Genomic DNA, 21,837 nt, shown 5'->3' on the forward strand with positions numbered 1-21,837 from the left:
CTTGTTATTAGTACTGCCGGGCCTTCGCCAGGTGTTCATTGAGTTTTTTCGCCGCCGCGTTCGTGCGTTCGCTGGTCGACACCTGCGCCACGCCGACGCGCCACCACGACAGGTAGCCGTGGACCATGGTCTTGGGCAGGACCTTGATATCGATCAGTGTCGACACGCTTTGCGTGCGGGCATCGGCCAGGGCCGCTTCCAGTTGTTCGACGCTGCTGACCTTGTAGGTCTTGCAGCCATAGGCCGCCGCGCTCATGGCGAAATCCACCGGCACCAGGCCGCCATCGAGCTTGCCGCTCTCGGGGTTGCGGTAGCGGAATTCGGTGCCGAAGCTGTCCATGCCATTGCCGATCTGCAGGTTGTTGATGCACCCGAACGCCATGTTGTCGAGCAGCACCACATTGATCTTGCGCCGCTCCTGAATCGAGGTGGCCAACTCCGAGTGCAGCATCATGTAGGAGCCATCGCCGACCAGCGCATACACCTCTTTGCTCGGCTCGGCCAGTTTCACCCCCAGGGCTGCGTTGATCTCGTAGCCCATGCACGAGTAGCCGTATTCGACGTGATAGGTGTTCACACCCTTGCTGCGCCAGGCGCGCTGCAGGTCACCGGGCAGGCTGCCGGCGGCGGCGACGATGATCGCGTCGTCGGCCAGGTGCTGGTTGAGCACGCCGAGCACGCGGCTCTGGGTCAGGCATGAGCCGGTCAGCTCGATAAACTCGCGCAGCACGGCGCGGTCCAGGTGGTCATCCACTTCGGGCACGAAGTCGTCGCCCTGGTATTCGACCTGGTGCACACGATCGACTTCGGCGTCCAGCTGGGCCTTGGCGTCGCGCACCTGCTCGCCCCAGCCGGAACGGTAATCACCAAGGGCCTGGGCCAGGGCTTCGAGGCCGACCTTGGCGTCGGCCAGCACTTGCACGCCGTCGAGTTTCACCGCGTCGCAAGGGCTGATATTGAGGTTGAGAAACTTCACGTCGGCATGCTTGAACAGCGACTTCGACGAAGTGGTGAAGTCGGTGTAACGGGTGCCGATGCCGATGATCAAGTCCGCCTCGGGCGCCAGCAGGTTGGCAGCCAGGCAGCCGGTTTCACCGATGCCGCCGACGTTCAGCGGATGGCTGGAGACCACCGCGCTCTTGCCGGCCTGGGTTTCGGCGAAGGGAATGTCAAAGCGTTCGGCAAACGCCTGCAGCGCGGCATTCGCGCCGGAATACTTGACCCCGCCCCCGCAGATGATCAGCGGTTTGCGTTTGCCCCGGAAAGCCGCCAGCGCATCGCCGATCATCGCCGTGGTCGCCGGACGGCGGTCGATACGGTGCACGCGTTTGTGCAGGAAATAATCCGGATAATCCCAGGCTTCAGCCTGCACATCCTGCGGCAAGGCCAGGGTTACCGCGCCGGTTTCCGCCGGGTCGGTGAGCACGCGCATGGCGTGGATCGCCGCGGTCATCAACTGCTCGGGGCGGTTGATGCGGTCCCAGTATTTGCTCACCGAACGGAAGGCATCGTTGGTGCTGATGCTCAGGTCGTGGAATTGCTCGATCTGTTGCAGCACCGGGTCGGGCTGGCGGCTGGCGTAGACATCGCCGGGCAACAGCAGCAGCGGGATGCGGTTGGCCGTGGCGGTCGCGGCGGCGGTCAGCATGTTTGCCGCGCCCGGCCCGACGGACGCGGTGCACGCGTAGATCTTGCGGCGCAGGTGCTGCTTGGCAAACCCGATGGCGGCGTGGGCCATGCCCTGCTCGTTGCGGCCCTGGTGCACCACCAGGTCACCGCTGTCCTGCTCCAGCGCCTGGCCGAGGCCCAGCACATTGCCGTGGCCGAAAATCGTGAACACGCCGGCCACGAACTTGCTCTGTACGCCATCGACTTCGATGTATTGGTTATCCAGAAACTTCACCAGGGCCTGGGCCATGGTCAATCGTGTTGTACTCATGTTCGCACCTTGTATGAATGCAAATCTGTCGATCAACAGTGATCCAGTGTGGGAGCGGGCTTGCTCGTGAATGCGGTGTGCCAGATACACAATCCTTGACTGATACACCGCGTTCGCGAGCAAGCCCGCTCCCACCGTTCTGTCGGCGTCAGGTCCGGGAACCTTGCAAGTGCGCGATGCTCGCGCCCAGCGCCTGCTGGATATCCGCCAATGCATGTACGCTTTCGGCAAACGGTTCGAACGACAGGTAGCCGCTGTAACCGCTGCTGAGCAAGGTGTCGATCTGCGCCGCATTGCCGAGGATGTCGCCCTCGCCCACCAGCACGCGGTGGCCGTCACGGATCGAATTCAGCGGGGCCTCGGCATCCTCCACCCCGGAGATATGCACCAGGCCGGTCAACTGCGGGAAGAATTCCTGCTCGCTCGCCAGGTGATGGTGAAAGGTGTCGTGCACCAGGCGGAATACATCCAGCCCGCCGATGGACTGGATCGCGTCCACCGCCACGCGTTTGCGGCGCAGCGCACACTCTTCAAAACCCAGCGGCTCGATAAAACCGAGGATGCCGTATTCACGCAGGATCGGCGCCAGCTCGCTCAATGCGGTACGCAACCCGGCAGCGCGCTGGGCCTCGTTGCGGCTATCGCCGCGCTCATTCAATGGGCACATCACCAGGCCCTGGGCGCCGCATTCGCGGGCATAGGTGGCGAGCGTGATCGCCTGGGCGCGGCGCTCATCGTTCCACACATCAAAGGGGTACAGCGCGTTGATCGACAGCACGGTGATACCCTGCACCGCGCAGAGTTCACGCACGCGACTGGCCGGGGTGCCGTATTCGATGTCGTGGCCCTTGAGGTCGTTGCGGATCTCGATGGCATCGCACTTGAGGGACGCCGCCAGCTGGATGAAATCCGGCAGGGACAGGTTGGGCGCAACCATGCGATTCAGGGCAAAACGTAGAGGCGACTTCATTATTGTTGTTCTCCGCTCAAACCGATTAGAGATCCAGCAGCCAGCTGTGCTGCGGGTCGTTATGGAAATGCCAGGCGCGCTTGGGGCCGGCCATCACGTTCAGGTAATAGGATTCATAGCCGTACGGCACGCTGACCGGGTGATACCCCTTGGGCACCACCACCAGGTCGCTGTTTTCCACGGCCATGGCCTGGTCGATGCTGCGATCGTCGGTGTACACGCGCTGGAACACAAAGCCCTGGGGCGGGTTGATCTGGTGGTAGTAGGTTTCTTCCAGGAAGCTCTGGTGCGGCAGGTCATCGGTGTCGTGCTTGTGCGGCGGGTAGCTCGACGAGTGCCCGGACGGCGTGCGCACTTCCACCACCAGCAGCGAATGGGCCGGCTCGCTGTCGGGCAGGATGTCGCACACATAGCGAGTATTGGCAGCCTTGCCGCGCACGCTGCGCTTGCAGTCTTCAGGCCGGATCAGGCGCGGGGTGTAGCCGCTGGCACCCGGCGCGGCGCACACCGCAATCTGTACATCGCTCAGGGCGGTGACCTGGGCGTCGGTGCCCGGCGGCAGGTAGGCGGCGAACGGGGATTTGTCTTCGAACACCGACTGGCGATCGCCGAGGTTCTGCCAGCTGAAGCCCTCGCCTTCAATGTTCACCCGCCCGCTGAGCAGCACCAGGCACAACTCCTGGTCGCCGGCGGTGACCGGCAGGTTTTCGCCCAGGCTCAGGCGGTAGGCGGCAAAGCCCACGTACTCCAGGCGGCCCTCTTCCAGGGCAACCATGGTTTGTCCGCGTTTACTGCTTTTGACCAGCAAGCTCATGGTGCAGTCCTCTCGCTCAGAAGTGCGCGCAAGGTGTCGTAACCCTTTTTCGCATAGATATAGCTGGGCGCCACGGCCGGGTCCTGCTCGGCCTCCACCACCAGCCAGCCCTCGTACTTCGCGGCCAGCAGCTCATCGAGCAACGGCGCGAAGTCGATATCACCGTCGCCGGGCACAGTGAAGGTGCCGTTGACGATGCAGTCGGGGAAGCTCCACATCTGGTTACGCGCCAGTTGCACCACGGGTTTGCGCACATCCTTGAAGTGCACGTGGCAGACGCGGTCGATGTGCTTGCGCAGCACCTCGAGGGGTTCGCCGCCGCCCATGTAGCAGTGCCCCGAATCGAACAACAGGCCGACTTCCGGGCCGGTGCGTTGCATCAATTGGTCGATGTCTTCCGGGGACTCGACGTAGGCGCCCATATGATGGTGGTAGGCCAGGCGCACGCCCTGGGACAGGGTAAAGCGTGCCAGCTCGGTGAGTTTGTCGGCATAGTCCTGCCAGGCCTGCTCGCTGTGAAAACGCGGGCGTTCGATCAGGCGGATGCGTGAGCCCTGGATCGAGTCGGCGACTTCACCGTACACCAGCACCTTGGCGCCATTGAGTTTGAGCAACTCGACATGCCCGGCGATGGCTTCGATTTCTTCAGCCACCGAGCGGCGGGCCAGGCGGCTGGAGTACCAGCCGGAGACCAGCGCCAGGTCGTAGGGGCGCAGCACATCGCCAACGCCCTTGGCATCCTTGGGGAATTTGCCGTTGAGTTCAAAACCTTCGTAGCCGATGTCCTTGCCTTCGCTCAAGGCGGTGCACAGGGGCGTTTCTCCGCCCAGGGCCGGCAGGTCGTCGTTACTCCAGGAGATCGGGTTGATGCCAATTCGGATTGCGGGCATGGCTGCACCTTTATTATTTTCAGGTATCACTGAGATCTGCTTTATGTGGGAGCTGGCTTGCCGGCGATACGGGCAACTCGGGCCTTCAAATACACCGAGGTGATGCCTTCGCAGGCCAGCCAGCCCCCACATTGGACTGCATTTCAAATGGGCGGCTGGGTTCAGCCCCTGGCACTGCGCCAGGCGTTGATCAGTTGTTCGAAGGTGGCCTGCACTTGTTGGATCAGCGTTTCATCGTCGATCTCCCCCGCCATCCACGCGCGGCTTGGCTCCTGGAAGATCGTGCGCCCCACGGCGAAACCCCGGCAGGTGGTGCTGTGGCTGGCTTGCTGGAAGCCATCGGCGAGAAACTCGGCCGATGCGTTCAGGCCCAGCAGCACCACGCCACGGCAGTACGGGTCGCGCTCCAGGATCAGTTCGTCGAGCTTTTTCCAGGTCGCGGCCGACTGCGCCTCGATCTTCCACCACGCCGGGTAGATCCCCAGGTTGTACAAACGCTTGAGGCTGCGGTAGAGCACATCCGGGTACGTGGACGGGTGATCCTTGGGCGGGATGACTTCCAGCAGCAGTTCATGCCCACTGACCAGCGAGGCCTCGTACACCGCCTTGAGTTGCGCCTCCTGTTCCAGGCGCAGCAGCGGCTCGTCGTCGGGGTGGAATTGCACCAGGCACTTGATGATCTGTTCCTGCGGCCAGGCGATCAGGTTGCTGCCGACCGAACGGCCGTGCTCGAACGCCAGCGGGCGCGAGTTCTGCACTTCCACCGGGCGTGCGATCCACCAGCCCCGGCCGCTGGCGGCGTTGAGCGCGTCCTGGCCGAAGCGCTGGTCGGCCAGCAGGCCCACATCGGCCTCGATACCTTGCTCGGCAAGCTTGTGTTCCACGCGTTCAATGGCCTGGATAAACAGCTGCTTGATGTCACTGATCCGGCTCGGGTCCTGGCCACCGCGTTGCGCCAGGTCCACCAGTTGCCAGCGGTGGTCGAAGGCAAACACGAACAGTTGCTTCCAGGTCTTGCGCGGCACGCTGACACGGTGCAGGCGTTGCAGGGTCACGTCCTGGTCCGGGCGGGTAATCGGCACCGGGCTGTTGAACAGGTATTCCAGCTCCGCCGGGGTCGGCATTGCCGGGGCGCAGGCGTGCCGGGACACCACCAGGCCACCGCAGGCATTGGCCAACTGGCTGCAGCGTTCATCGCTGGCATCCTTCAGCCAACCGCTGAGGAAGCCGGACATAAAGGCATCGCCGGCGCCGAGCACGTTGAGCACTTCAACACGCACGCCGGGGTAAATCTCACCGTCCTCCAGGCGCGCGGGGATGGCGCCGTGGATCACCGTGCAACCCTGCGGACCGAGCTTGACCACCAGGGTCGCCGGGGTCAGTTCACGTACAGTACGCAATGCCGTGAGCAGGTCTTCACTGCCGCCGGCGATGAGGAATTCTTCTTCGGTGCCGACGATCAGGTCAAAACGCGGCAGGATTTTCTGCACGTGCTGGCTGACATTCTGGTCGGCGACAAACCGGGTCTCGCCATCGGCCTTGCCCGCCAGGCCCCACAGCACCGGGCGGTAGTCGATATCCAGCACGCGCTTGACGTTGTGCTTGGCCGCGTAGTCGAGGGCCTGGATGCTGGCCTTGTAGACGCCGTCGGTGGAGAAATGCGTACCGGTAATCAGCAGGGCCTTGCTGGAGGCGATAAAGGCTTCGTTGATGTCTTCGGCACGCAACGCCATGTCGGCGCAATTTTCGCGGTAGAACACCAGGGGGAAGGTTTCGCGGTCCTTGAGGCCGAGCAGCACCAGGGCGGTGAGGCGCTCCGGGTCGACCTTGATGCCGCTGACATCGCAGCCCTCGCGGGCCAGGGATTCCACCAGGAAGCGGCCCATGTGGTCGTCCCCGACCCGGCTCAGCATCGCTGACTTGAGCCCAAGCCTGGCAGTGCCGAAGGCGATGTTGGCGGAGGAACCGCCGAGGTATTTGGCAAAGCTGGACACGTCCTCAAGCCGTGCACCGACTTGCTGTGCATAGAGGTCGACGCCCAGGCGCCCGAGGCAAATCAGATCCAATTGACGCCCACTGGCAAAACGAGTCTGGCCCATGCTGGCTCCTGTTATTTTTATCAGCCTGCGTTGTGCCGCCGTGGCGACGGCAAACGCTCTTGGTGGGAGCAGACTAGAACGTCCGGCGGCCGCAATCAATATTTATTCCATAATTATTTTTAGTGGAATATTTTTTCCAATACGCCAGCATAGGGGCACGCCAGCCCCCGTGCATCGTTTCAGCAGGCCACCGGGGCCGTGATGCCGGGGTATTTTTTTGCGCCTACCCTGTAGACTTGCGCCACCCATCAGCGCATCAGAAGAACACGCCAGAAGGATTGCCCATGTCCCGCACCGATCCCGAGACCACCCTGGAAGGAACCATCGCCAGCCCTCCGATCAATGCCGAACGCCTGTTGCAGCTGATCACCGACGAATACGAAAGCCTGCCGCGCCAGCTCAAGCGCATCGCCAGCTACATGAGCCAGCAGAGCGACCGGATCATGGTCGACCGCATCAGTGATATCGCCCGTGAATGCGAAGTGCATCCGTCGGCCATCGTGCGCTTTTCCCAGCGTTTCGGCTTCAGCGGGTTCAGTGAGATGCAGGCGCTGTTTCGCGAGGCCTACACCCACAAGACCACGCCGGTGCAGAACTACCAGCAGCGCATCCGCAGCATGATCGCCAACAAGTCGCAGAAGGCCAGCGGCGGCGACCTGGCGCGTGAATGCGTGAATGCCACGCTGTCGGGCATCGAGCGCCTGGGTCTGGAGCTGGATGACACGGCCTTCGAGAAGGCCGTGGACCTGGTGGTCAACGCCGACAATATCTACGTGGTTGGCGTGCGCCGCTCCTTTGCGGTCGCCGACTACCTGGTCTACAACCTGCAGCACACCAACAAGCGCATCCACTTGATCTCCGGGCTGGGCGGCAGTTACCGCGAGCAGATGCGCAGCGTGCGCGCCAATGACCTGGTGATTGCGATCAGCTTCACGCCCTACGGCAAAGAGACCCAGCACTGCCTGCGCATTGCCCAGCATCACCAGGCCAAGACCCTGATCATCACCGACAGCAACCTGTCGCCGCTGGCCAAGCGAGCGAACGCGGTACTGTTGGTGAATGAGGGGTCGTCGTTTGCGTTCCGCTCGTTGAGCGCCACCCTGTGCCTGTGCCAGGCCTTGTTTATTGCAGTGGCGTACCGGTTGGAATTGAAGGTGGATGAGATCCACGAGCAGGTCGGGTTTGATGACTGATCCCAACGGCACGGGGATTGTGCTGGAAACCGGGCTTGTCGTGGTGAGCGGGCCTGTTGTGGCGAGCGGGCTTGCCCCGCGTTGGGCTGCGTAGCAGCCCTTATCAAGCAGAATGCGGTGTGCCAGGTATATACCTTGGTGATCCGTTTTGGGGCTGCTACGCAGCCCAACGCGGGGCAAGCCCGCTCGCCACAAAAACCGATTCCCACAACCGGCCAGCGCTCCGCAGCCATAGTGGGTGTGCTTATCGCTGATTTCGGCGCATCAGGCGGTACGCCGCAGGAATGACAAACAGCGAGAGCAACGGCGCAGTGAGCATGCCGCCGATCATCGGCGCGGCGATGCGGCTCATGACTTCGCTGCCGGTGCCGCCGCCGAGCAGAATCGGCAATAGCCCGGCGATGATGACCGCCACAGTCATGGCCTTGGGGCGCACGCGCATGACCGCGCCTTCGGTGATCGCGGCCAGCAGGTCATGGTCCTGGCGCTCGGCCCAGGCGTTTTTCAGGTACAGCAGCATGATCACGCCAAACTCCGCCGACACCCCCGCCAGCGCGATAAACCCGACCCCGGTAGCCACCGAGAGGTTGTAGCCCAGCGCATACAGCAACCATACGCCGCCGGTCAGCGCGAAGGGCAAGGTGGCGATGATCAGGAGCGCCTCGTCGACCCGCCGGAACGTCAGGTATAGCAACACGAAGATGATCAGCAGCGTGGCCGGCACCACCAGTTTCAGGCGTTGGTTGGCGCGCTCGAGGAATTCGAACTGCCCCGAGTAGCTCAGGCTCATCCCCGGCTGTAGTTGCACCTGCTGGTCGATTGCCGCACGCAGGTCCTTGACCACCGACGCCAGGTCGCGGTCACGCACGTCGATGTAGACCCAGCCCGAAGGCCGCGCGTTCTCGCTCTTGAGCATCGGCGGGCCATCGCTCACCTTGACCTGCGCGACACTGCCGAGCGTGATCTGGCTGCCCAACGGCGTGTAGATCGGCAGGTTGCGCAGCGCCTCCAGCGAGTCACGCCATGCCTTCGGATAGCGCAGGCTGATCGGGAAGCGCGCCAGGCCTTCCACGGTTTCGCCGATGGTCTCGCCGCCCACTGCGCCGGACACGATCGCCTGCACATCCGCGATGTTCAGCCCATATTGCGCCGCAGCCACGCGGTCGATGTCCACGTCGATATAGCGCCCGCCGGTCAAGCGCTCAGCCAGTGCCGAACTGACGCCGGGCAGCGTTTTCGCGACCTTCTCCACCGCCTGGGTCACCGTATCGATCTGCATCAGGCTGGTGCCCGCGACCTTGACGCCAATCGGGCTTTTGACCCCGGTGGCGAGCATGTCGATGCGGTTGCGGATCGGCGCAATCCAGATATTGGTCAGCCCCGGCACCTGCACCACGCGGTCCAGCTCCTTGACCAGTGCGTCCGGAGTCATGCCGGGGCGCCATTGATCCCTGGGCTTGAACTCGATGATGGTCTCGAACATCTCCAGGGGTGCCGGGTCGGTAGCGGTTTCGGCGCGTCCGGCCTTGCCGAACACATGGGCGACCTCGGGCACACTCTTGATCAGGCGGTCGGTGCGTTGCAGCAGCTCGCCAGCGGTTTGCGTCGACAACCCCGGCAGGGCCGAGGGCATGTAGAGCAGGTCGCCTTCATCCAGCGGCGGCAGGAATTCGCCGCCAAGCCTCGACAGCGGCCACAACGCACTGGCCACCACCAGCAAAGCCACCAACAGGGTCAGTCGCGGCCGGTGCAGCACTGCATCGAGGGCCGGTTGGTAGAGCTTGATCAGCCCGCGATTGAGCGGGTTGCGCTGTTCATCGGGAATGCGCCCGCGAATCCAGTAGCCCATCAGCACCGGGATCAAGGTCACCGACAACCCGGCCGCCGCCGCCATGGCGTAGGTCTTGGTGTAGGCCAGCGGGCCGAACAGGCGACCTTCCTGGGCTTGCAGGGTGAACACCGGGATAAACGACAACGTGATGATCAGCAGGCAGAAAAACAGCGCCGGCCCGACCTCCACGGCGGCCTCGGTCATGACCTGCCAATGCTCCTCGCCCTTGAGCACCCGTCCGGGATGGGCGTGGTGCCAGGCCTCGATCTTCTTGTGGGCGTTCTCGATCATCACCACCGCCGCATCCACCATCGCACCAATGGCAATCGCAATGCCGCCCAGGGACATGATGTTGGCGTTGATTCCCTGCACCTGCATGACGATAAAAGCGATCAATACCCCCACCGGCAGCGAGATGATCGCCACCAGCGACGAGCGCAGGTGCCAGAGGAATATCCCGCACACCAGCGCCACCACCAGGAACTCCTCCAGCAGCTTGTGGCTGAGGTTGTCCACGGCGCGGTCGATCAATTTGCTGCGGTCGTACGTGGTGACGATCTCCACACCGGGCGGCAGGCTGCTTTTCAGTTGCTCCAGCTTGGTCTTGACGGCGGCGATGGCTGCGCGGGCATTCTTGCCGCTGCGCAGGATCACCACGCCGCCCACGGCTTCACCCTCGCCGTCCAGTTCACTGACGCCGCGGCGCAGGTCCGGGCCGAGTTGAATGCTCGCCACGTCGCCGAGGGTCACCGGTACGTTGTCGGTGCCCAGGCGCAACGGAATCGCGCGAAAGTCCGCCAGCCTTTTCAGGTAACCGGAGGCGCGCACCATGTATTCGGACTCGCCCATGTTCAGCACCGAACCGCCGGTTTCCTGGTTGGCCTTGCCGATCGCCTCCGTAACCTGTGCCTGGGTGATGCCGCGATTGGCCAGGGCCAACGGGTCGAGCTGCACCTGGTATTGCTTGACCTGGCCGCCGATGGTCGCGACTTCCGCCACATTGGGCAGGGTCTTGAGTTCGAACTTGAGGAACCAGTCCTGCAGCGCGCGCAGTTGTGCCAGGTCGTGCCGACCGCTGCGATCCACCAGCGCGTACTGGTAGATCCACCCCACGCCGGTGGCGTCCGGGCCCAACGCGGGCTTGGCCGACGCCGGCAAGCGTGCCTGCAATTGGCTGAGATATTCCAGCACCCGCGTGCGCGCCCAGTACAGGTCGGTGCCTTCGTCAAACAACACATACACGTAGCTGTCGCCGAAAAACGAAAAGCCGCGCACGGTCCTCGCACCCGGCACCGAAAGCATCGTCGTGGTCATCGGGTAGGTGACCTGGTTTTCGACGATCTGCGGCGCCTGGCCCGGGTACGGCGTGCGGATGATCACCTGCACATCCGAGAGGTCCGGCAGCGCATCCACCGGCGTGTTCTGCACCGCCCACAGGCCCCACGCGGTGACAAACAGCGTGGCGAGCAGGACCAGGAAACGGTTGGCCACCGACCAGCGAATCAACCGCGCGATCATGGCTGGCTCCCCGGTTGCAGGCTCATGTCAGAAGGGCCGGACGAGGGGGCACTTATCCCGTGCAAGCTGGCCTCGGAATCCAGCAGGAATTGACCGGAAGCGACCACCTGCTGGCCTTCCTGCAATCCGCTGATGATGACGCTCTGGTCCTGGCTTTCTGTGCCGACCTCGACCTCGACCGGTCGATAGTGCCCGCCCTCCTCGGCCAGCATCACCAACACGCGCTTGCCGGTGCGGATCAGCGCCTCGCTCGGCACGCGCAATACCGATTGGGTGGAAGATTGCGCCAGGCGCACCTGCGCAGTCATGCCTGGGCGCAAGGCGCCGTCGGGGTTGCGCAGCTCGACGCGCACCTGCACGGTACGGCTGTCTGCGGCGGTGGCTGGCAGGATCGCGCTGACGCTGCCGTTGAAGGTCTTGCCGGGCCACCCGACAAATCGACTCTGCACGGTCTGTCCCACCGCCACTCCAGCCGCCTGGGCCTGCGGCACCGCGACTTGCAGCCAGACCGGGTCCACGCCGTTGATGCGTGCCAGGGTCTGCCCGGCCGCAACCGTCATGCCCGCGCGCACGTCCAGGGTCTGCAACGCACCGGCCAACGGGCTGGTGATGGTCAACACCGATTGCACCCGGCCGCTGCGTTCCATGCGCGTGATCACGTCGGCCGGCATGCCGCTCAGGCGCAGGCGCTGGCGCGCAGCGGCCAACCAGCTGGCATCACCGCTGCGGCGTACGGCCAGGAACTCCTCCTGGGCAGCCGCCCACTCGGGTATCAGCAGATCCGCCAACGGCGCGCCGGCCTGGAGTACATCACCCGGCGCGCGGGCGTAAACGCGCTCGACAAAACCCGCCGCGCGCGCCTGCACCACGGCCACGTCACGCTCGTTGAACCCGAGGATGGCGGACAGCTCCAGCGTCGGCGTGAGCACGCCCCGACTCACCGTAGCCAGGCGCACACCGAGGTTCTGTGCCACCCGCGGGTCAATCTGCACGGCATGGTTGTCGGCGGTGCTCTCGGCGTAGCGCGGCACCAGCTGCATGTCCATGAAGGGCGACTTGCCGGGCTTGTCGAATTTCTGCTGCGGGTACATCGGGTCATACCAGTACAGCGCGGCTTTATCCGGCAGGGCTGCGGCAGGTTTCTGCGCCAGCCAATAGCCCGCCCCCACACCTGCGGCCAGCAGCACCACAGCGAGCAATCGATTAATCATTGGCGGGTTCCCCATAGGCAAAATACAACTGCGCACCCACCAGGGCACGCTGTTCGATGGCATCGATCTGCTTGAAACGCGCGCCGACCAGTTCGCGACGGGCACTGACCAGCGCCATCAACTCGGTCTTGCCGGCGCGATAGCCGGCCAGGCTCAAGGCGACCTTCTCCTCGGCCAGCGGCACCAGGGCGTCCTGGCTACGCTGCACGGCGCGGTCGAGGCGCTGATAGGTGGCCAGGTCGTCGTCGAGCACCTGGGTGTGTTCGCGGGTGGCGGCTTCGCGTTCGGCATCCAGTTGGTCCAGCTCGGCCTGCCGGGCGGCAATCCCGGGGTTTTGCCGGCGGCCGGGGAAAATCGGCAGGTCGAAGCTCAATTGCAGGCTGACCATGTCGCCGTACTCGCGACCGCGATGCTGGTAATCCACTTCCCAACTCCAGTCCGAGGTCTTTTGCGCCTTGGCTTCGCGCAGCCGCGCCTCGGCCTCGCGGGTGCGCGGCGCAAAGGCTTGCAGTTCGGGGTGCTGGTGCAGGTTGTAGGGATGGGCGAGTGGCCAATTCGGCCATTGCCCGCTGGGGGCTTCGCTCGCCGCTGCACCGATCCAGCGCTTGAGGGCGGCGCGGGCCTGGGCGCGCTGTTCGGTCAACGCGTCCTCGCGCTCGGCCAGTTCAGCCGCCTCCTGGCGCGGGATGACAGCATCCGAGGGCTGGCCACGGCCGCCGGCCAACTGGGCGCGGACGCTGTCGTGCAGCAGGCGATTCTGTCGGTAGAAGTCCTGGAACAAGGCGTCCTTGCGCTCCACCGCATAAGCGCGAATCCACGCCTGGGCAGTGGCCTGGCGCACATTGAGGCGCTCGACGCGCCCTTCGGCCGCTGTGCGCGCCACGGTGGCGTCGGCCAGTTCGACCCGCGCCTTGCGCTTGTCACGGCTGGGCACCTGTTGCTGGATACCGACCATTTGCTCGGTCATGTCATCGCCATACAACGTGCCGCGATCGGGCCCGCCGATGGGGAAGTTTTGCAGGCCTACGACGAGTTTCGGGTCGGGCAATTCACCGGCCGGAATCGCCGCCTGCGTCGCCGCCTGCAGCTTGGCCGACTCGGCCGCGAGCGACGGCGCAGTGGTTTGCGCCAGGCGCAGGGCGTCATCCAGGGTCAGCGCGGACGCCAGCAGCGGCCACGCCAGCACGCCCAACGCCAGGGCGCGCATGTAGAGGGAATTCATGCTGAAGATTCCTGTTCTGTTCCACTGCGCGCCGGGTTATGCGGCGCACAGCAAGGCCATCCCGAAGGCGGGATGAGACTTCAGGTGCAACAGGAATCAGTAGCGGGGTGGGCGCCAGACGCCGGACGGCGTGCGGTCGGGGATAAAGTCCGAGGTGGTGCTGAAAAGCTGCGCCGACGCCAGGGTCACAGGCGCCTTGAGCAGCGGCACCGACAGTTGCAACAGGCCGCCGGTCTTGCATTCCTGGCCGGGCTTGCAGGCCTTGCCATGATCCACGCCGTCCTGGCAGCAGTCAGGGGTCATGTCGGTCATCATCGGCATGTCCGCCATCTTCATCGGGCAAGGCTCGGTGCTCGACGGCACGCCCGCCATCCCGGTCAGGGGAAGCGTGAGGCTTAACAGCAGGACCAGGATCAAACGCAGAAGGCGGCTCATGGGGCGCGAGTCTAGCCAAGCGGGCGTTAAGCCGCCATTAACAATTTCGCCAACGCGCGGCCATGGAAGCGGATCTGCGCGAGGGTCAACGCGGTGTAGCCGATGATCACCGCCGGCGGCAGGCGCGCGTCCCGGCAGAACGTGCCCAGGGGCTGCAAGGTCAGGCCGACAGCGGCGGCACGGGTGCAGAAATCTGGCTCTTCGACCCCCGCCGGCAACCACAGTACAAAGTGCAGGCCCGCCTGCTGGCCGCTGACCCTGAACTGCCCGCCCAGGCATTCCAACAGCGCATCGCGCCGCGCCTGGTAAGCCTGGCGCGACGCCCGCAGGTGACGCACGAACGCGCCGCTGCCGAGGAACTCCACCAACCCCGACTGATCGCCTGCCCCCACCGAATGCCCGGTGAGTTGCAGCGTGCGCAGCAGCGCTGGACGCAGCGCCTTGGGCACCACCATGAAGCCCACGCGCAGGCCGGGGAACAGGTTCTTGTTGAAGCTGCCGCAGTAGATCACCCGGTCGCTGGAGTCCAGGGACTTGAGCGCGGCCAGCGGCGCGGCGTTGTAGTTGTACTCGCTGTCGTAATCGTCTTCGACCACCCACGCCTCGGCACGGGCGGCCCAGTCCAGCAGCGCCAGGCGGCGCGACACCGACAGGGTCATGCCCAGCGGGGCCTGGTGCGCCGGGGTCACATAGGCCAGGCGCGCCGTGTCGGGGAGTTGGTCGGTGTCCAGGCCTTCGGCGTTCACCGGCACCGCGTGGATATGCGCACCTGCCAGGCTGAACAGGCGGCGCGCCGGCGGGTAGCCAGGATCCTCGACACAGGCGGTGTCGCCGGGCTTGAGCAGCGTGCGGGCGATCAGGTCGAGCGCATGGCGAATGCCGGTGGTGACGATCACCTCGTCGGCCTCGCACTGCAGGCCACGGTAGCTGCGCAGGTAATCGGCGATCTGCGCGCGCAGCTGCGGCAGGCCCGCAGGGTGCGCGGCTTCAAGCACGCCGGGGCCCACAGACAGCAGCCCACGGGAAATACAGCGGGCCCAGGTTTTCAGGTCGAACAGGCTCGCGTCCGGCCGCCGCGCGACAAAAGGCACGTGGCTCTGCACGCCGGCGTCCGGCTGATCCGGCACCACGGCGCGACGCGGCGCCTGCGTCACCGTCGGCGCGGCCATGAATTGTTCGGGGATCACCGCGCAGACCCGCGTGCCGGAGCCGGCCACCCGCTGCACATAGCCTTCGCTGTGCAGGCGCTCGAATGCCGCTTCCAGGGTGCCACGCGACACCTGCCAGCGCTCGGCCAGGCTGCGAGTGGACGGCAAGCGGCTGCCTGCCGGCAACTGCCGATTGAGGATCGCACCCCGCAACGCCGCGTAGGCACCTTGTTGCTTGCTGGCATCGAGGCCATCGGGACGGGGCAGGTCCAGGGCGGAAGCAGCTTTTCCTCGGCTCATAGTGGTCCACTCTTTCCAGGCATAAATGGCCCACAGGATTAAACCACAAAGCCGCTAGAGTTCGGGCTCTACTCATTGCAAAGAAGCGTGCCATGACCCAAAGCGCCCTCTCCTTCAGGTTCTGGCTGGTGCTGCTCACCGTGCTGATCGGCCTGCCCCGCATCACCCTCGACATGCACCTGCCGGCCCTGCCCGCCATGGCCGACTATTTCCACACCCGCGACAGCCAGCTGCAGCTGATCCTCACCCTGTACACCCTTGGCTCGGCGATTTCCCTGCTGGTCAGCGGTCCGCTGACGGATCGCTTCGGCCGCCGCCCGGTGTTGCTGGCGGGCTTGTTCACGTACGTGGTCGCCACCGTCGCGTGTGCGCTGGCCGACAGCCTCGGCGTGCTGATCATTGCCCGGTTGTTCCAGGCCCTGGGCGGGTGCTGCACCACGGTCATTGGCCGGGTGATCGTGCGCGACTACTTCGACCGCCATGAACAGGCGCGGCTGCTGGGCCTGATCTCCATGGCCATGGCCGTCTCGCCAATGGCCGCGCCGGTGCTGGGCAGCCTGCTGTTGCCGCTGGTGAATTGGCGCGGGCTATTCGTGCTGCTCGGCCTCATCGGCGCGGTGCTGTACCTGGTGGTGTATCGCCGCCTGCCCGAAACCCGCCCGCCGGAGGTGGCCGCCGCGCCGCCGAGCAACCTGCTGCGGATTTATGCCCAACTGCTGCGCGATCGCTACTTCCTGCGCTATTCCCTGGCGATCGGCTGCGTGTACAGCACCTATTTCCCCTTCATCAGCGAGTCGTCGGCGCTGCTGCAGCGTGGTTTTCACCTGACGGCGACCGCCTATGCGCTGGTGTTCGCCGCCACCATCAGTGGCTACATGCTCGGTGCCAACCTGTTCCGTCGGCTGGTGCAGCGATTCGAACCGGATCGCCTGATCAACGCGGCGATTGCCCTGAATGTGCTGGGCAGCCTGCTGCTCGCACTCGCCACCCTGGCGTTGCCGCAGCAATGGCTGGCGATTGTGCTGCCGATGGTGGTGATCATGGTGTCGGTGGGGATGGTGATTCCGGCGTGCCAGCTGTCGGTGCTGCAGCCCTACGGCGCAATCGCCGGGACGGCGTCTGGCCTGTTCTTCTTTACCCAGATGTTCCTGACGGCGCTGAGCAGCTGGGTTACCGGCCTGCTGTCCAACGGCACCTCGCGGCCCCTGGTGATCATGACCGCGCTGGCGAGCGGCTTGCTGCTGACCAGTTGGCTGGCCCTGCGCACAAACAAACGTGGGAGCGGGCTTGCCGGCGAAAACGTTGTGTCAGTCAACTCATGAGTCACTGACACCGCGCATTCGCCAACAAGCCCGCTCCCACGTTTACCGATTAAGACGGCAATCAGTGCATAAAGATCGCGATCAGGATGATCACCGGAATAGGCACACCGAGGAACCAAAGCAGTAATGAGCGCATGTTGTTCTCCTTGAATTAACGAACGAAGTGTTCAGTTTCGACATACACCACCGCATCCCGGCGACGACCGCCGAAGGTTGCAGCGAAGCTGGCGAAAAACGCACCGATCAGCAGGGCCACGAACATCCACAGCGACGTCCAGGCAGCGACCTTGGCGGCGGTGTCAGCGGCTTGCTTGGCTTTGAGCTTGGCGTCTTCGAGGGCTTTACGGGCGTCACCGTAGACCTTGTCGATACGCGCCTCGGCGTCAGCCTGGCTGAGGTTGGTGCGCTGGCTGATCAACTGGGCCAGGTAGGCACGGTCTTCAGGGGCCAGTTGGCCGTCGTTGCTCAGGGTGCGGGCAAAGATGCGCGCAACCACGCCGTGGACCGCGTCATCACTGACGGCGGCTGGGCGGTCGTCACGGAACAGGCTGTCGACGTAGTAGCCGAAGTCCTGGCCGTTGGCACCTTTGGCCGCACTGCCGGCGGCCTGGGTGACACCGCTGGCAGCACCGGACGCCACACTGGCACCCGCTTGCACGCCACCGCTGACCACGCTGCTGACCGAGCCGACCACCAGGGTCGCGGTAATCAACGTGGCCACGGCCCAGGCCAGGAAGCCATGGGCGGTGTCGCGAAAATACACCTCATCGCCGTGCATATTGGCCCATTTCACGCGCAACCGGCCGGCGATGTAACCGCCCAGTCCGGAGGCGACGATCTGGGTAAACGCCAGCCAGATAATGGTGGAAATGCCAAGCCCCTTGGCGCTGATGCCGCTATCGGCCCACGGCGACACCGCCGAAAAGCCCAGGCCGAAACCCAGCAGTACCAGAATCAGTGACAGTGCAGCCGCGGCTGCGGCCCCGGCAAAAATCGCCCCCCAGGAAACCCCGGAGAGCGCGCTCGACTCTTGCAGCGTGGATGAGGATGTGATCATTGTTGTTTTGCTCCCGGCAGGAAAAATAGTGTTACAACTCTCAAAAGGGACAGTGCAGGCAGCGTGCCAGTCGCTCGAAAATTTAAAATCCTTATATTTCAACAAGTTAACTAAATTGAACTAATTTGAACCATGCAACTTGCAAGAAATGACCGAACAAGGCGGGCGTTATGCAATCCCAGGCTGAACACTCACCTGTAGGCGCCGGCTTGCCAGCGATAGCGCGATTCCCGGCGCCCAAAGCGCTGACGGACACACCCCTATCGCCAGCAAGCCGGCGCCTGCCGGATCGCATGCCAAGTGATGAAATTTTTGTCAGTTTTGCCAACATGACGTTTTATTTAGGAAGCGTTCAGCCATTTATTGGCAAAATGCTCCCACTTCTGTAGGCGCCGGCTTGCCGGCGATTGCGGTTTTCCTGTGTGAAAGGTAATCCCATGACCCGTATTTTGACCATCGAGGATGACGCCGTAACGGCCCGCGAGATCGTCGCCGAGCTGAGTAGCCATGGACTGGACGTAGATTGGGTGGACAACGGCCGCGAAGGCCTGGTCCGTGCCGTGAGCGGTGATTACGATCTGATCACCCTCGACCGCATGCTGCCCGAACTCGATGGCCTGGCCATCGTCACCACCCTGCGCACCATCGGCGTGTCCACGCCGATCCTGATGATCAGCGCCCTCTCCGACGTCGACGAGCGCGTGCGCGGCCTGCGCGCCGGCGGCGATGACTACCTGACCAAGCCTTTCGCCTCGGATGAAATGGCCGCCCGCGTCGAAGTGCTGCTGCGGCGTAAAAGCACGGTCAAGGAGTTCGAGACCGCCCTGCGCGTGGCCGACCTGGAACTCAACCTGATCAGCCGTGAAGCCAGCCGTGCCGAACAGCCGCTGAGCCTGCTGCCGACCGAATACAAACTGCTCGAATTCCTGATGCGCAACACCGGGCAGATCCTGTCGCGGATGATGATCTTCGAGGAAGTCTGGGGGTATCACTTCGACCCGGGCACCAACTTGATCGATGTGCACATCGGTCGCTTGCGCAAGAAAATCGATCCACCGGGCCTCACGCCGCTGATCCGCACGGTACGAGGTTCCGGTTATGTCATTGCTGAACCCCTCTAAGGGCTGGCGCTCCTCCAGCAGCCGCCTGCTGGCGCTGTACAGCTCGTTGTTCGTGGCCTGGAGCTGCATCCTCATGGGGGTGCTGTACTACGAAGTGTCGGGTTACCTGGGTGATCTGTCGCGCCATTCGCTGATGCAGCGCCAACATTTATTCCAGCGTTTCGACGGCGAGGAACTGGTGGAAGCCCTGACCACCAGCATGACCTTCGACATGAAGGGCGTGGACGCCTACGGCCTGTTCGACGAGCAGTTTCGCCCCTTGAGCGGGCCGATCCGCGCGATTCCGCCCGACTTGCCGCTGGACGGCAAGATCCACGCCCTGGCCAACTGCGTCGATTCCGACGACCCCAAACTGCCCAAGGACAGCTGCGACGCCGTGGCCACCCACACCGACGACGGCCGCTGGCTGGTGCTGGTGCGGGCCAACGGCTCGTTGTTTGGCGTGACGCGGATCATCTGGCACGCGCTGTTGTGGGCGCTGTCGCTGACGATCATTCCCGGCGCCGCTGGCTGGCATTTGCTGCGCCGCCGCCCGTTGCGCCGGATCCGTGGGATCCAGGCCAGCGCCGAAGCCATCGTCGCCGGCGACCTCACTCACCGCCTGCCGCTGTCCAACCGGCGTGACGAGCTGGACATGCTCGCGGCCATCGTCAACGCCATGCTCGACCGCATCGAGAAGCTGATGAACGAGGTCAAGGGCGTGTGCGACAACATCGCCCACGACTTGCGCACGCCGCTGACCCGCCTGCGGGCGCAGCTCTACCGCATCCGCCAGGAAGCGGAGGCCGACTCGCACTACGCGGTAAAACTCGACGATGCAATTACCGAGACCGACACCCTGATGGCACGCTTTCGCGGGCTGCTGCGGATCTCGGAATTGGAGGACCACCAGCGCCGCTCAGGCTTCCTGGTGATGGACCCGCTGCCACTGTTGCGCGAATTGCATGACTTCTACCTGCCCCTGGCAGAAGAAGGCGAATTGCAGCTGCGCCTTGAAGTCCCCGAGTCCTTGCCGTGGATCACCGGCGACCGCGCACTGTTGTTCGAAGCATTGGCCAACCTGCTGAGCAACTCGATCAAGTTTTCCCCACCGGGTGGCGAGGTGATCCTGCGGGGTCTCAACGATGCCGGCAGCACGCGCATCGAAGTCCACGACTCCGGCCCGGGCATCCCGGCCGCCGAACGTGATGCGGTGTTCCAGCGCTTCTACCGCGTGGATGAAGGCGACCAGCAAGGCGGGTTCGGCTTGGGCTTGTCGATTGTGGCGGCGATCATCAACCTGCACGGGTTCAAGCTCGAAGTCGGCAGCAGCGAGCAAGGCGGCGCCCGCCTGATTCTCGAATGCCGCCAGCAACTGATGCCGGAAGCCTGAGTACTCCCCCGGGTCAATAAATGTGGGAGCGGGCTTGCTCGCGAAAGCGGTCTGTCAGTCACCAACAGTATCGACTGATCCACCGCATTCGCGAGCAAGCCCGCTCCCACATTGGAATGGTGTTGCCTGGCTGATCGAGTCAGGCCGGGAAATTGGCCCGCAGCGCTTCAAGCCCGCCGCTGTACACCCCGGCAAACAGCTCTTCCACCGCCGCGTCCGTGGTCCCCGCCGCCGGCGTGAACACGCCGGACCAGGTCACTTTCGCCGACGATTCGCCAAGCGCCTCGACCTGCAAGGTCGCCAGGTAAGCACTCACCGGAAACGGCGATTGCTCAATCGTGTAGCTGTAAGTGCGCCCGACGTTATCGAAGGCCTGCAGGCGCTCGACCACCACGCCGCCGTCGGCAGTCTGCAGGTGCCGCACGCGGCCGCCATCGCTGGGCTCGCTCTTGACGATGAACGGCAGCCAGTCCGGCAGGCTGTTGAAGCCGCCCACCAATTGCCAGACCTGATCGGCCGACACCGGAATTTCAATCACAGAAGACGCTGTTGCCACGATAAATACTCCAGAAGGTAAAAAATTCAGATCGCCATGCTATCGACGACACCACCATCGACCCGCAACGCGGCACCGGTGGTCGCGGAGGACAGGGGTGAAGCAATGTACGCCACCAGGTTCGCCACTTCATCCACATTCGCTGCGCGCTGGATGATCGAAGTGGGTCGCGCGTTTCGCACAAACACATCGGCCTCGTCCCGTGCACTGCGCCCGGACTTCGCGGTGGCGTCCTTGAGCATCTGCTCCAGGCCGTCGGTGAAAGTCGGGCCCGGCAGCACCGCGTTGACGGTCACCCCAGTGCCGGCCAGGCGCTTGGCCAGGCCGTGGGACACGGCCAGGTTGGCGCTCTTGGTCACGCCGTAGTTGATCATGTCCGCCGGCGTTGCCACCCCGGATTCCGAGGACAGGAAAATCACCCGACCCCAGCCCTGCTCGACCATGCCCGGCACGTAGTGCCGCGCCAGGCGCACACCGGAGATCACGTTGACCTCGTAGAAGCGTGTCCATTCGCTGTCCGGCGCTTCGAAGAAATCCACATCGTTGAAGATGCCCAGGTTGTTGACCAGGATGTCGGCACGCGGTTCGGCGGCGAACAGTGTGTCGGCGCCTTCAGCGGTGCCCAGGTCCGCCACCAGCCCGCGCAGGTTGGCGCCGGGCACCGCCTGGCGAATGCTCGCCAGTGCGTCATCGACCTTGCCCGCTTCGCGCCCGATCACCACCACGGTGGCGCCGGACGCTGCCAGGGCCTGGCTGATACTCAGGCCGATGCCTGCCGTGCTGCCGCTGACGATGGCTACTTTGCCGCTTACATCAATCTTCATGCTGGAATCCTCGTA

17 protein-coding genes are annotated in these 21,837 nt (G+C 64.1%); 4 read left to right on the forward strand and 13 right to left on the reverse strand.

Annotated elements, in window-relative coordinates; genetic code table 11:
- Positions 1 to 7 precede the first annotated feature (7 nt).
- From iolD to iolC, 5 genes are all read right to left on the reverse strand, one after another.
- A complete protein-coding gene (gene iolD / locus C9990_RS18500; RefSeq protein WP_106804223.1) occupies positions 8 to 1,939 on the reverse strand; it encodes a 3D-(3,5/4)-trihydroxycyclohexane-1,2-dione acylhydrolase (decyclizing) in 1,932 nt (643 codons plus the stop codon).
- 148 nt (positions 1,940 to 2,087) lie between these two features.
- Complete coding sequence (locus C9990_RS18510) at positions 2,088 to 2,909, reverse strand: TIM barrel protein (RefSeq protein ID WP_106804225.1); 822 nt, start codon at positions 2,907 to 2,909, stop codon at positions 2,088 to 2,090.
- Positions 2,910 to 2,934: 25 nt separating this feature from the next.
- Positions 2,935 to 3,723, reverse strand: a complete 789-nt coding sequence (gene iolB, locus C9990_RS18515) for a 5-deoxy-glucuronate isomerase (RefSeq protein ID WP_106804226.1) — start codon at positions 3,721 to 3,723, stop codon at positions 2,935 to 2,937.
- The gene (iolE, locus tag C9990_RS18520; protein WP_106804227.1) at positions 3,720 to 4,613 is read right to left on the reverse strand and encodes a myo-inosose-2 dehydratase; all 894 of its coding nucleotides are present in this window, start codon (positions 4,611 to 4,613) and stop codon (positions 3,720 to 3,722) included. Before iolE ends, iolB begins: the two co-directional genes overlap by 4 nt.
- A 161-nt stretch (positions 4,614 to 4,774) precedes the next feature.
- Complete coding sequence (iolC, locus tag C9990_RS18525; RefSeq protein WP_106804228.1) at positions 4,775 to 6,712, reverse strand: 5-dehydro-2-deoxygluconokinase; 1,938 nt, start codon at positions 6,710 to 6,712, stop codon at positions 4,775 to 4,777.
- A gap of 284 nt (positions 6,713 to 6,996) precedes the next feature.
- On the opposite strand from iolC, the gene C9990_RS18530 reads away from it, so the two are divergent.
- Positions 6,997 to 7,905: a MurR/RpiR family transcriptional regulator gene (locus tag C9990_RS18530; RefSeq protein ID WP_065906283.1), complete on the forward strand. Its 909-nt coding sequence runs from the start codon at positions 6,997 to 6,999 to the stop codon at positions 7,903 to 7,905.
- Positions 7,906 to 8,149: 244 nt separating this feature from the next.
- Here the strand turns inward: C9990_RS18530 and C9990_RS18540 are convergent, their stop codons facing one another.
- The 5 genes from C9990_RS18540 to C9990_RS18560 all read right to left on the reverse strand — a co-directional run bounded on the left by C9990_RS18540 (position 8,150) and on the right by C9990_RS18560 (position 15,570).
- Positions 8,150 to 11,254, reverse strand: a complete 3,105-nt coding sequence (locus tag C9990_RS18540) for an efflux RND transporter permease subunit (RefSeq protein ID WP_106804229.1) — start codon at positions 11,252 to 11,254, stop codon at positions 8,150 to 8,152.
- A complete protein-coding gene (locus tag C9990_RS18545) occupies positions 11,251 to 12,465 on the reverse strand; it encodes an efflux RND transporter periplasmic adaptor subunit (RefSeq protein ID WP_106804230.1) in 1,215 nt (404 codons plus the stop codon). Before C9990_RS18545 ends, C9990_RS18540 begins: the two co-directional genes overlap by 4 nt.
- Positions 12,458 to 13,687, reverse strand: coding sequence for a TolC family protein (locus C9990_RS18550; RefSeq protein ID WP_106804231.1), 1,230 nt, complete (start codon positions 13,685 to 13,687; stop codon positions 12,458 to 12,460). The genes C9990_RS18545 and C9990_RS18550 overlap by 8 nt, the downstream gene beginning before the upstream one ends.
- Before the next feature lie 96 nt (positions 13,688 to 13,783).
- Positions 13,784 to 14,122 (reverse strand): hypothetical protein, encoded by a 339-nt coding sequence (locus C9990_RS18555; protein ID WP_065906272.1) that lies wholly within the window; start codon positions 14,120 to 14,122, stop codon positions 13,784 to 13,786.
- Positions 14,123 to 14,148: 26 nt separating this feature from the next.
- The gene (locus tag C9990_RS18560) at positions 14,149 to 15,570 is read right to left on the reverse strand and encodes a PLP-dependent aminotransferase family protein (RefSeq protein WP_106804232.1); all 1,422 of its coding nucleotides are present in this window, start codon (positions 15,568 to 15,570) and stop codon (positions 14,149 to 14,151) included.
- Between the two features lie 92 nt (positions 15,571 to 15,662).
- On the opposite strand from C9990_RS18560, the gene C9990_RS18565 reads away from it, so the two are divergent.
- Positions 15,663 to 16,892 carry a multidrug effflux MFS transporter gene (locus C9990_RS18565; RefSeq protein ID WP_106804233.1) on the forward strand — a complete coding sequence of 410 codons (1,230 nt, stop codon included), beginning with the start codon at positions 15,663 to 15,665 and terminating at the stop codon, positions 16,890 to 16,892.
- Between the two features lie 151 nt (positions 16,893 to 17,043).
- Here the strand turns inward: C9990_RS18565 and C9990_RS18570 are convergent, their stop codons facing one another.
- Positions 17,044 to 17,949 (reverse strand): hypothetical protein, encoded by a 906-nt coding sequence (locus C9990_RS18570; protein WP_065906266.1) that lies wholly within the window; start codon positions 17,947 to 17,949, stop codon positions 17,044 to 17,046.
- 437 nt (positions 17,950 to 18,386) lie between these two features.
- Here C9990_RS18570 and C9990_RS18575 point away from each other — a divergent pair, with 437 nt between their 5' ends.
- Positions 18,387 to 19,070 carry a response regulator transcription factor gene (locus C9990_RS18575; RefSeq protein ID WP_003219726.1) on the forward strand — a complete coding sequence of 228 codons (684 nt, stop codon included), beginning with the start codon at positions 18,387 to 18,389 and terminating at the stop codon, positions 19,068 to 19,070.
- Positions 19,048 to 20,442, forward strand: coding sequence for a HAMP domain-containing sensor histidine kinase (locus C9990_RS18580; protein ID WP_065906264.1), 1,395 nt, complete (start codon positions 19,048 to 19,050; stop codon positions 20,440 to 20,442). The genes C9990_RS18575 and C9990_RS18580 overlap by 23 nt, the downstream gene beginning before the upstream one ends.
- Positions 20,443 to 20,581: 139 nt before the next feature.
- Here C9990_RS18580 and C9990_RS18590 read toward each other — a convergent pair whose 3' ends face one another.
- Together C9990_RS18590 and C9990_RS18595 are read right to left on the reverse strand one after the other, a co-directional pair.
- Positions 20,582 to 20,998, reverse strand: coding sequence for an SRPBCC family protein (locus C9990_RS18590; protein ID WP_065906262.1), 417 nt, complete (start codon positions 20,996 to 20,998; stop codon positions 20,582 to 20,584).
- Positions 20,999 to 21,024: 26 nt separating this feature from the next.
- Positions 21,025 to 21,822 carry an SDR family NAD(P)-dependent oxidoreductase gene (locus C9990_RS18595; RefSeq protein ID WP_106804234.1) on the reverse strand — a complete coding sequence of 266 codons (798 nt, stop codon included), beginning with the start codon at positions 21,820 to 21,822 and terminating at the stop codon, positions 21,025 to 21,027.
- Positions 21,823 to 21,837 lie beyond the last annotated feature (15 nt).

Origin of the sequence: Pseudomonas sp. S5D5 (assembly GCF_003013355.1) — a bacterium.
GTDB classification, from domain to species: Bacteria; Pseudomonadota; Gammaproteobacteria; order Pseudomonadales; family Pseudomonadaceae; genus Aquipseudomonas; species Aquipseudomonas aylmerensis.

What these genes read in the sequence shown, in the direction of transcription:
- C9990_RS18560 (WP_106804232.1), bottom strand. Translation starts at nt 15,570, where the DNA reads ATGAGCCGAGGAAAAGCTGCTTCCGCCCTGGACCTGCCCCGTCCCGAT.
- C9990_RS18530 (WP_065906283.1), top strand. Translation starts at nt 6,997, where the DNA reads ATGTCCCGCACCGATCCCGAGACCACCCTGGAAGGAACCATCGCCAGC.
- iolD (WP_106804223.1), bottom strand. Translation starts at nt 1,939, where the DNA reads ATGAGTACAACACGATTGACCATGGCCCAGGCCCTGGTGAAGTTTCTG.
- C9990_RS18540 (WP_106804229.1), bottom strand. Translation starts at nt 11,254, where the DNA reads ATGATCGCGCGGTTGATTCGCTGGTCGGTGGCCAACCGTTTCCTGGTC.
- iolC (WP_106804228.1), bottom strand. Translation starts at nt 6,712, where the DNA reads ATGGGCCAGACTCGTTTTGCCAGTGGGCGTCAATTGGATCTGATTTGC.
- C9990_RS18510 (WP_106804225.1), bottom strand. Translation starts at nt 2,909, where the DNA reads ATGAAGTCGCCTCTACGTTTTGCCCTGAATCGCATGGTTGCGCCCAAC.
- C9990_RS18570 (WP_065906266.1), bottom strand. Translation starts at nt 17,949, where the DNA reads ATGATCACATCCTCATCCACGCTGCAAGAGTCGAGCGCGCTCTCCGGG.
- C9990_RS18575 (WP_003219726.1), top strand. Translation starts at nt 18,387, where the DNA reads ATGACCCGTATTTTGACCATCGAGGATGACGCCGTAACGGCCCGCGAG.
- iolE (WP_106804227.1), bottom strand. Translation starts at nt 4,613, where the DNA reads ATGCCCGCAATCCGAATTGGCATCAACCCGATCTCCTGGAGTAACGAC.
- C9990_RS18580 (WP_065906264.1), top strand. Translation starts at nt 19,048, where the DNA reads ATGTCATTGCTGAACCCCTCTAAGGGCTGGCGCTCCTCCAGCAGCCGC.
- C9990_RS18595 (WP_106804234.1), bottom strand. Translation starts at nt 21,822, where the DNA reads ATGAAGATTGATGTAAGCGGCAAAGTAGCCATCGTCAGCGGCAGCACG.
- C9990_RS18550 (WP_106804231.1), bottom strand. Translation starts at nt 13,687, where the DNA reads ATGAATTCCCTCTACATGCGCGCCCTGGCGTTGGGCGTGCTGGCGTGG.
- C9990_RS18565 (WP_106804233.1), top strand. Translation starts at nt 15,663, where the DNA reads ATGACCCAAAGCGCCCTCTCCTTCAGGTTCTGGCTGGTGCTGCTCACC.
- C9990_RS18555 (WP_065906272.1), bottom strand. Translation starts at nt 14,122, where the DNA reads ATGAGCCGCCTTCTGCGTTTGATCCTGGTCCTGCTGTTAAGCCTCACG.
- iolB (WP_106804226.1), bottom strand. Translation starts at nt 3,723, where the DNA reads ATGAGCTTGCTGGTCAAAAGCAGTAAACGCGGACAAACCATGGTTGCC.
- C9990_RS18545 (WP_106804230.1), bottom strand. Translation starts at nt 12,465, where the DNA reads ATGATTAATCGATTGCTCGCTGTGGTGCTGCTGGCCGCAGGTGTGGGG.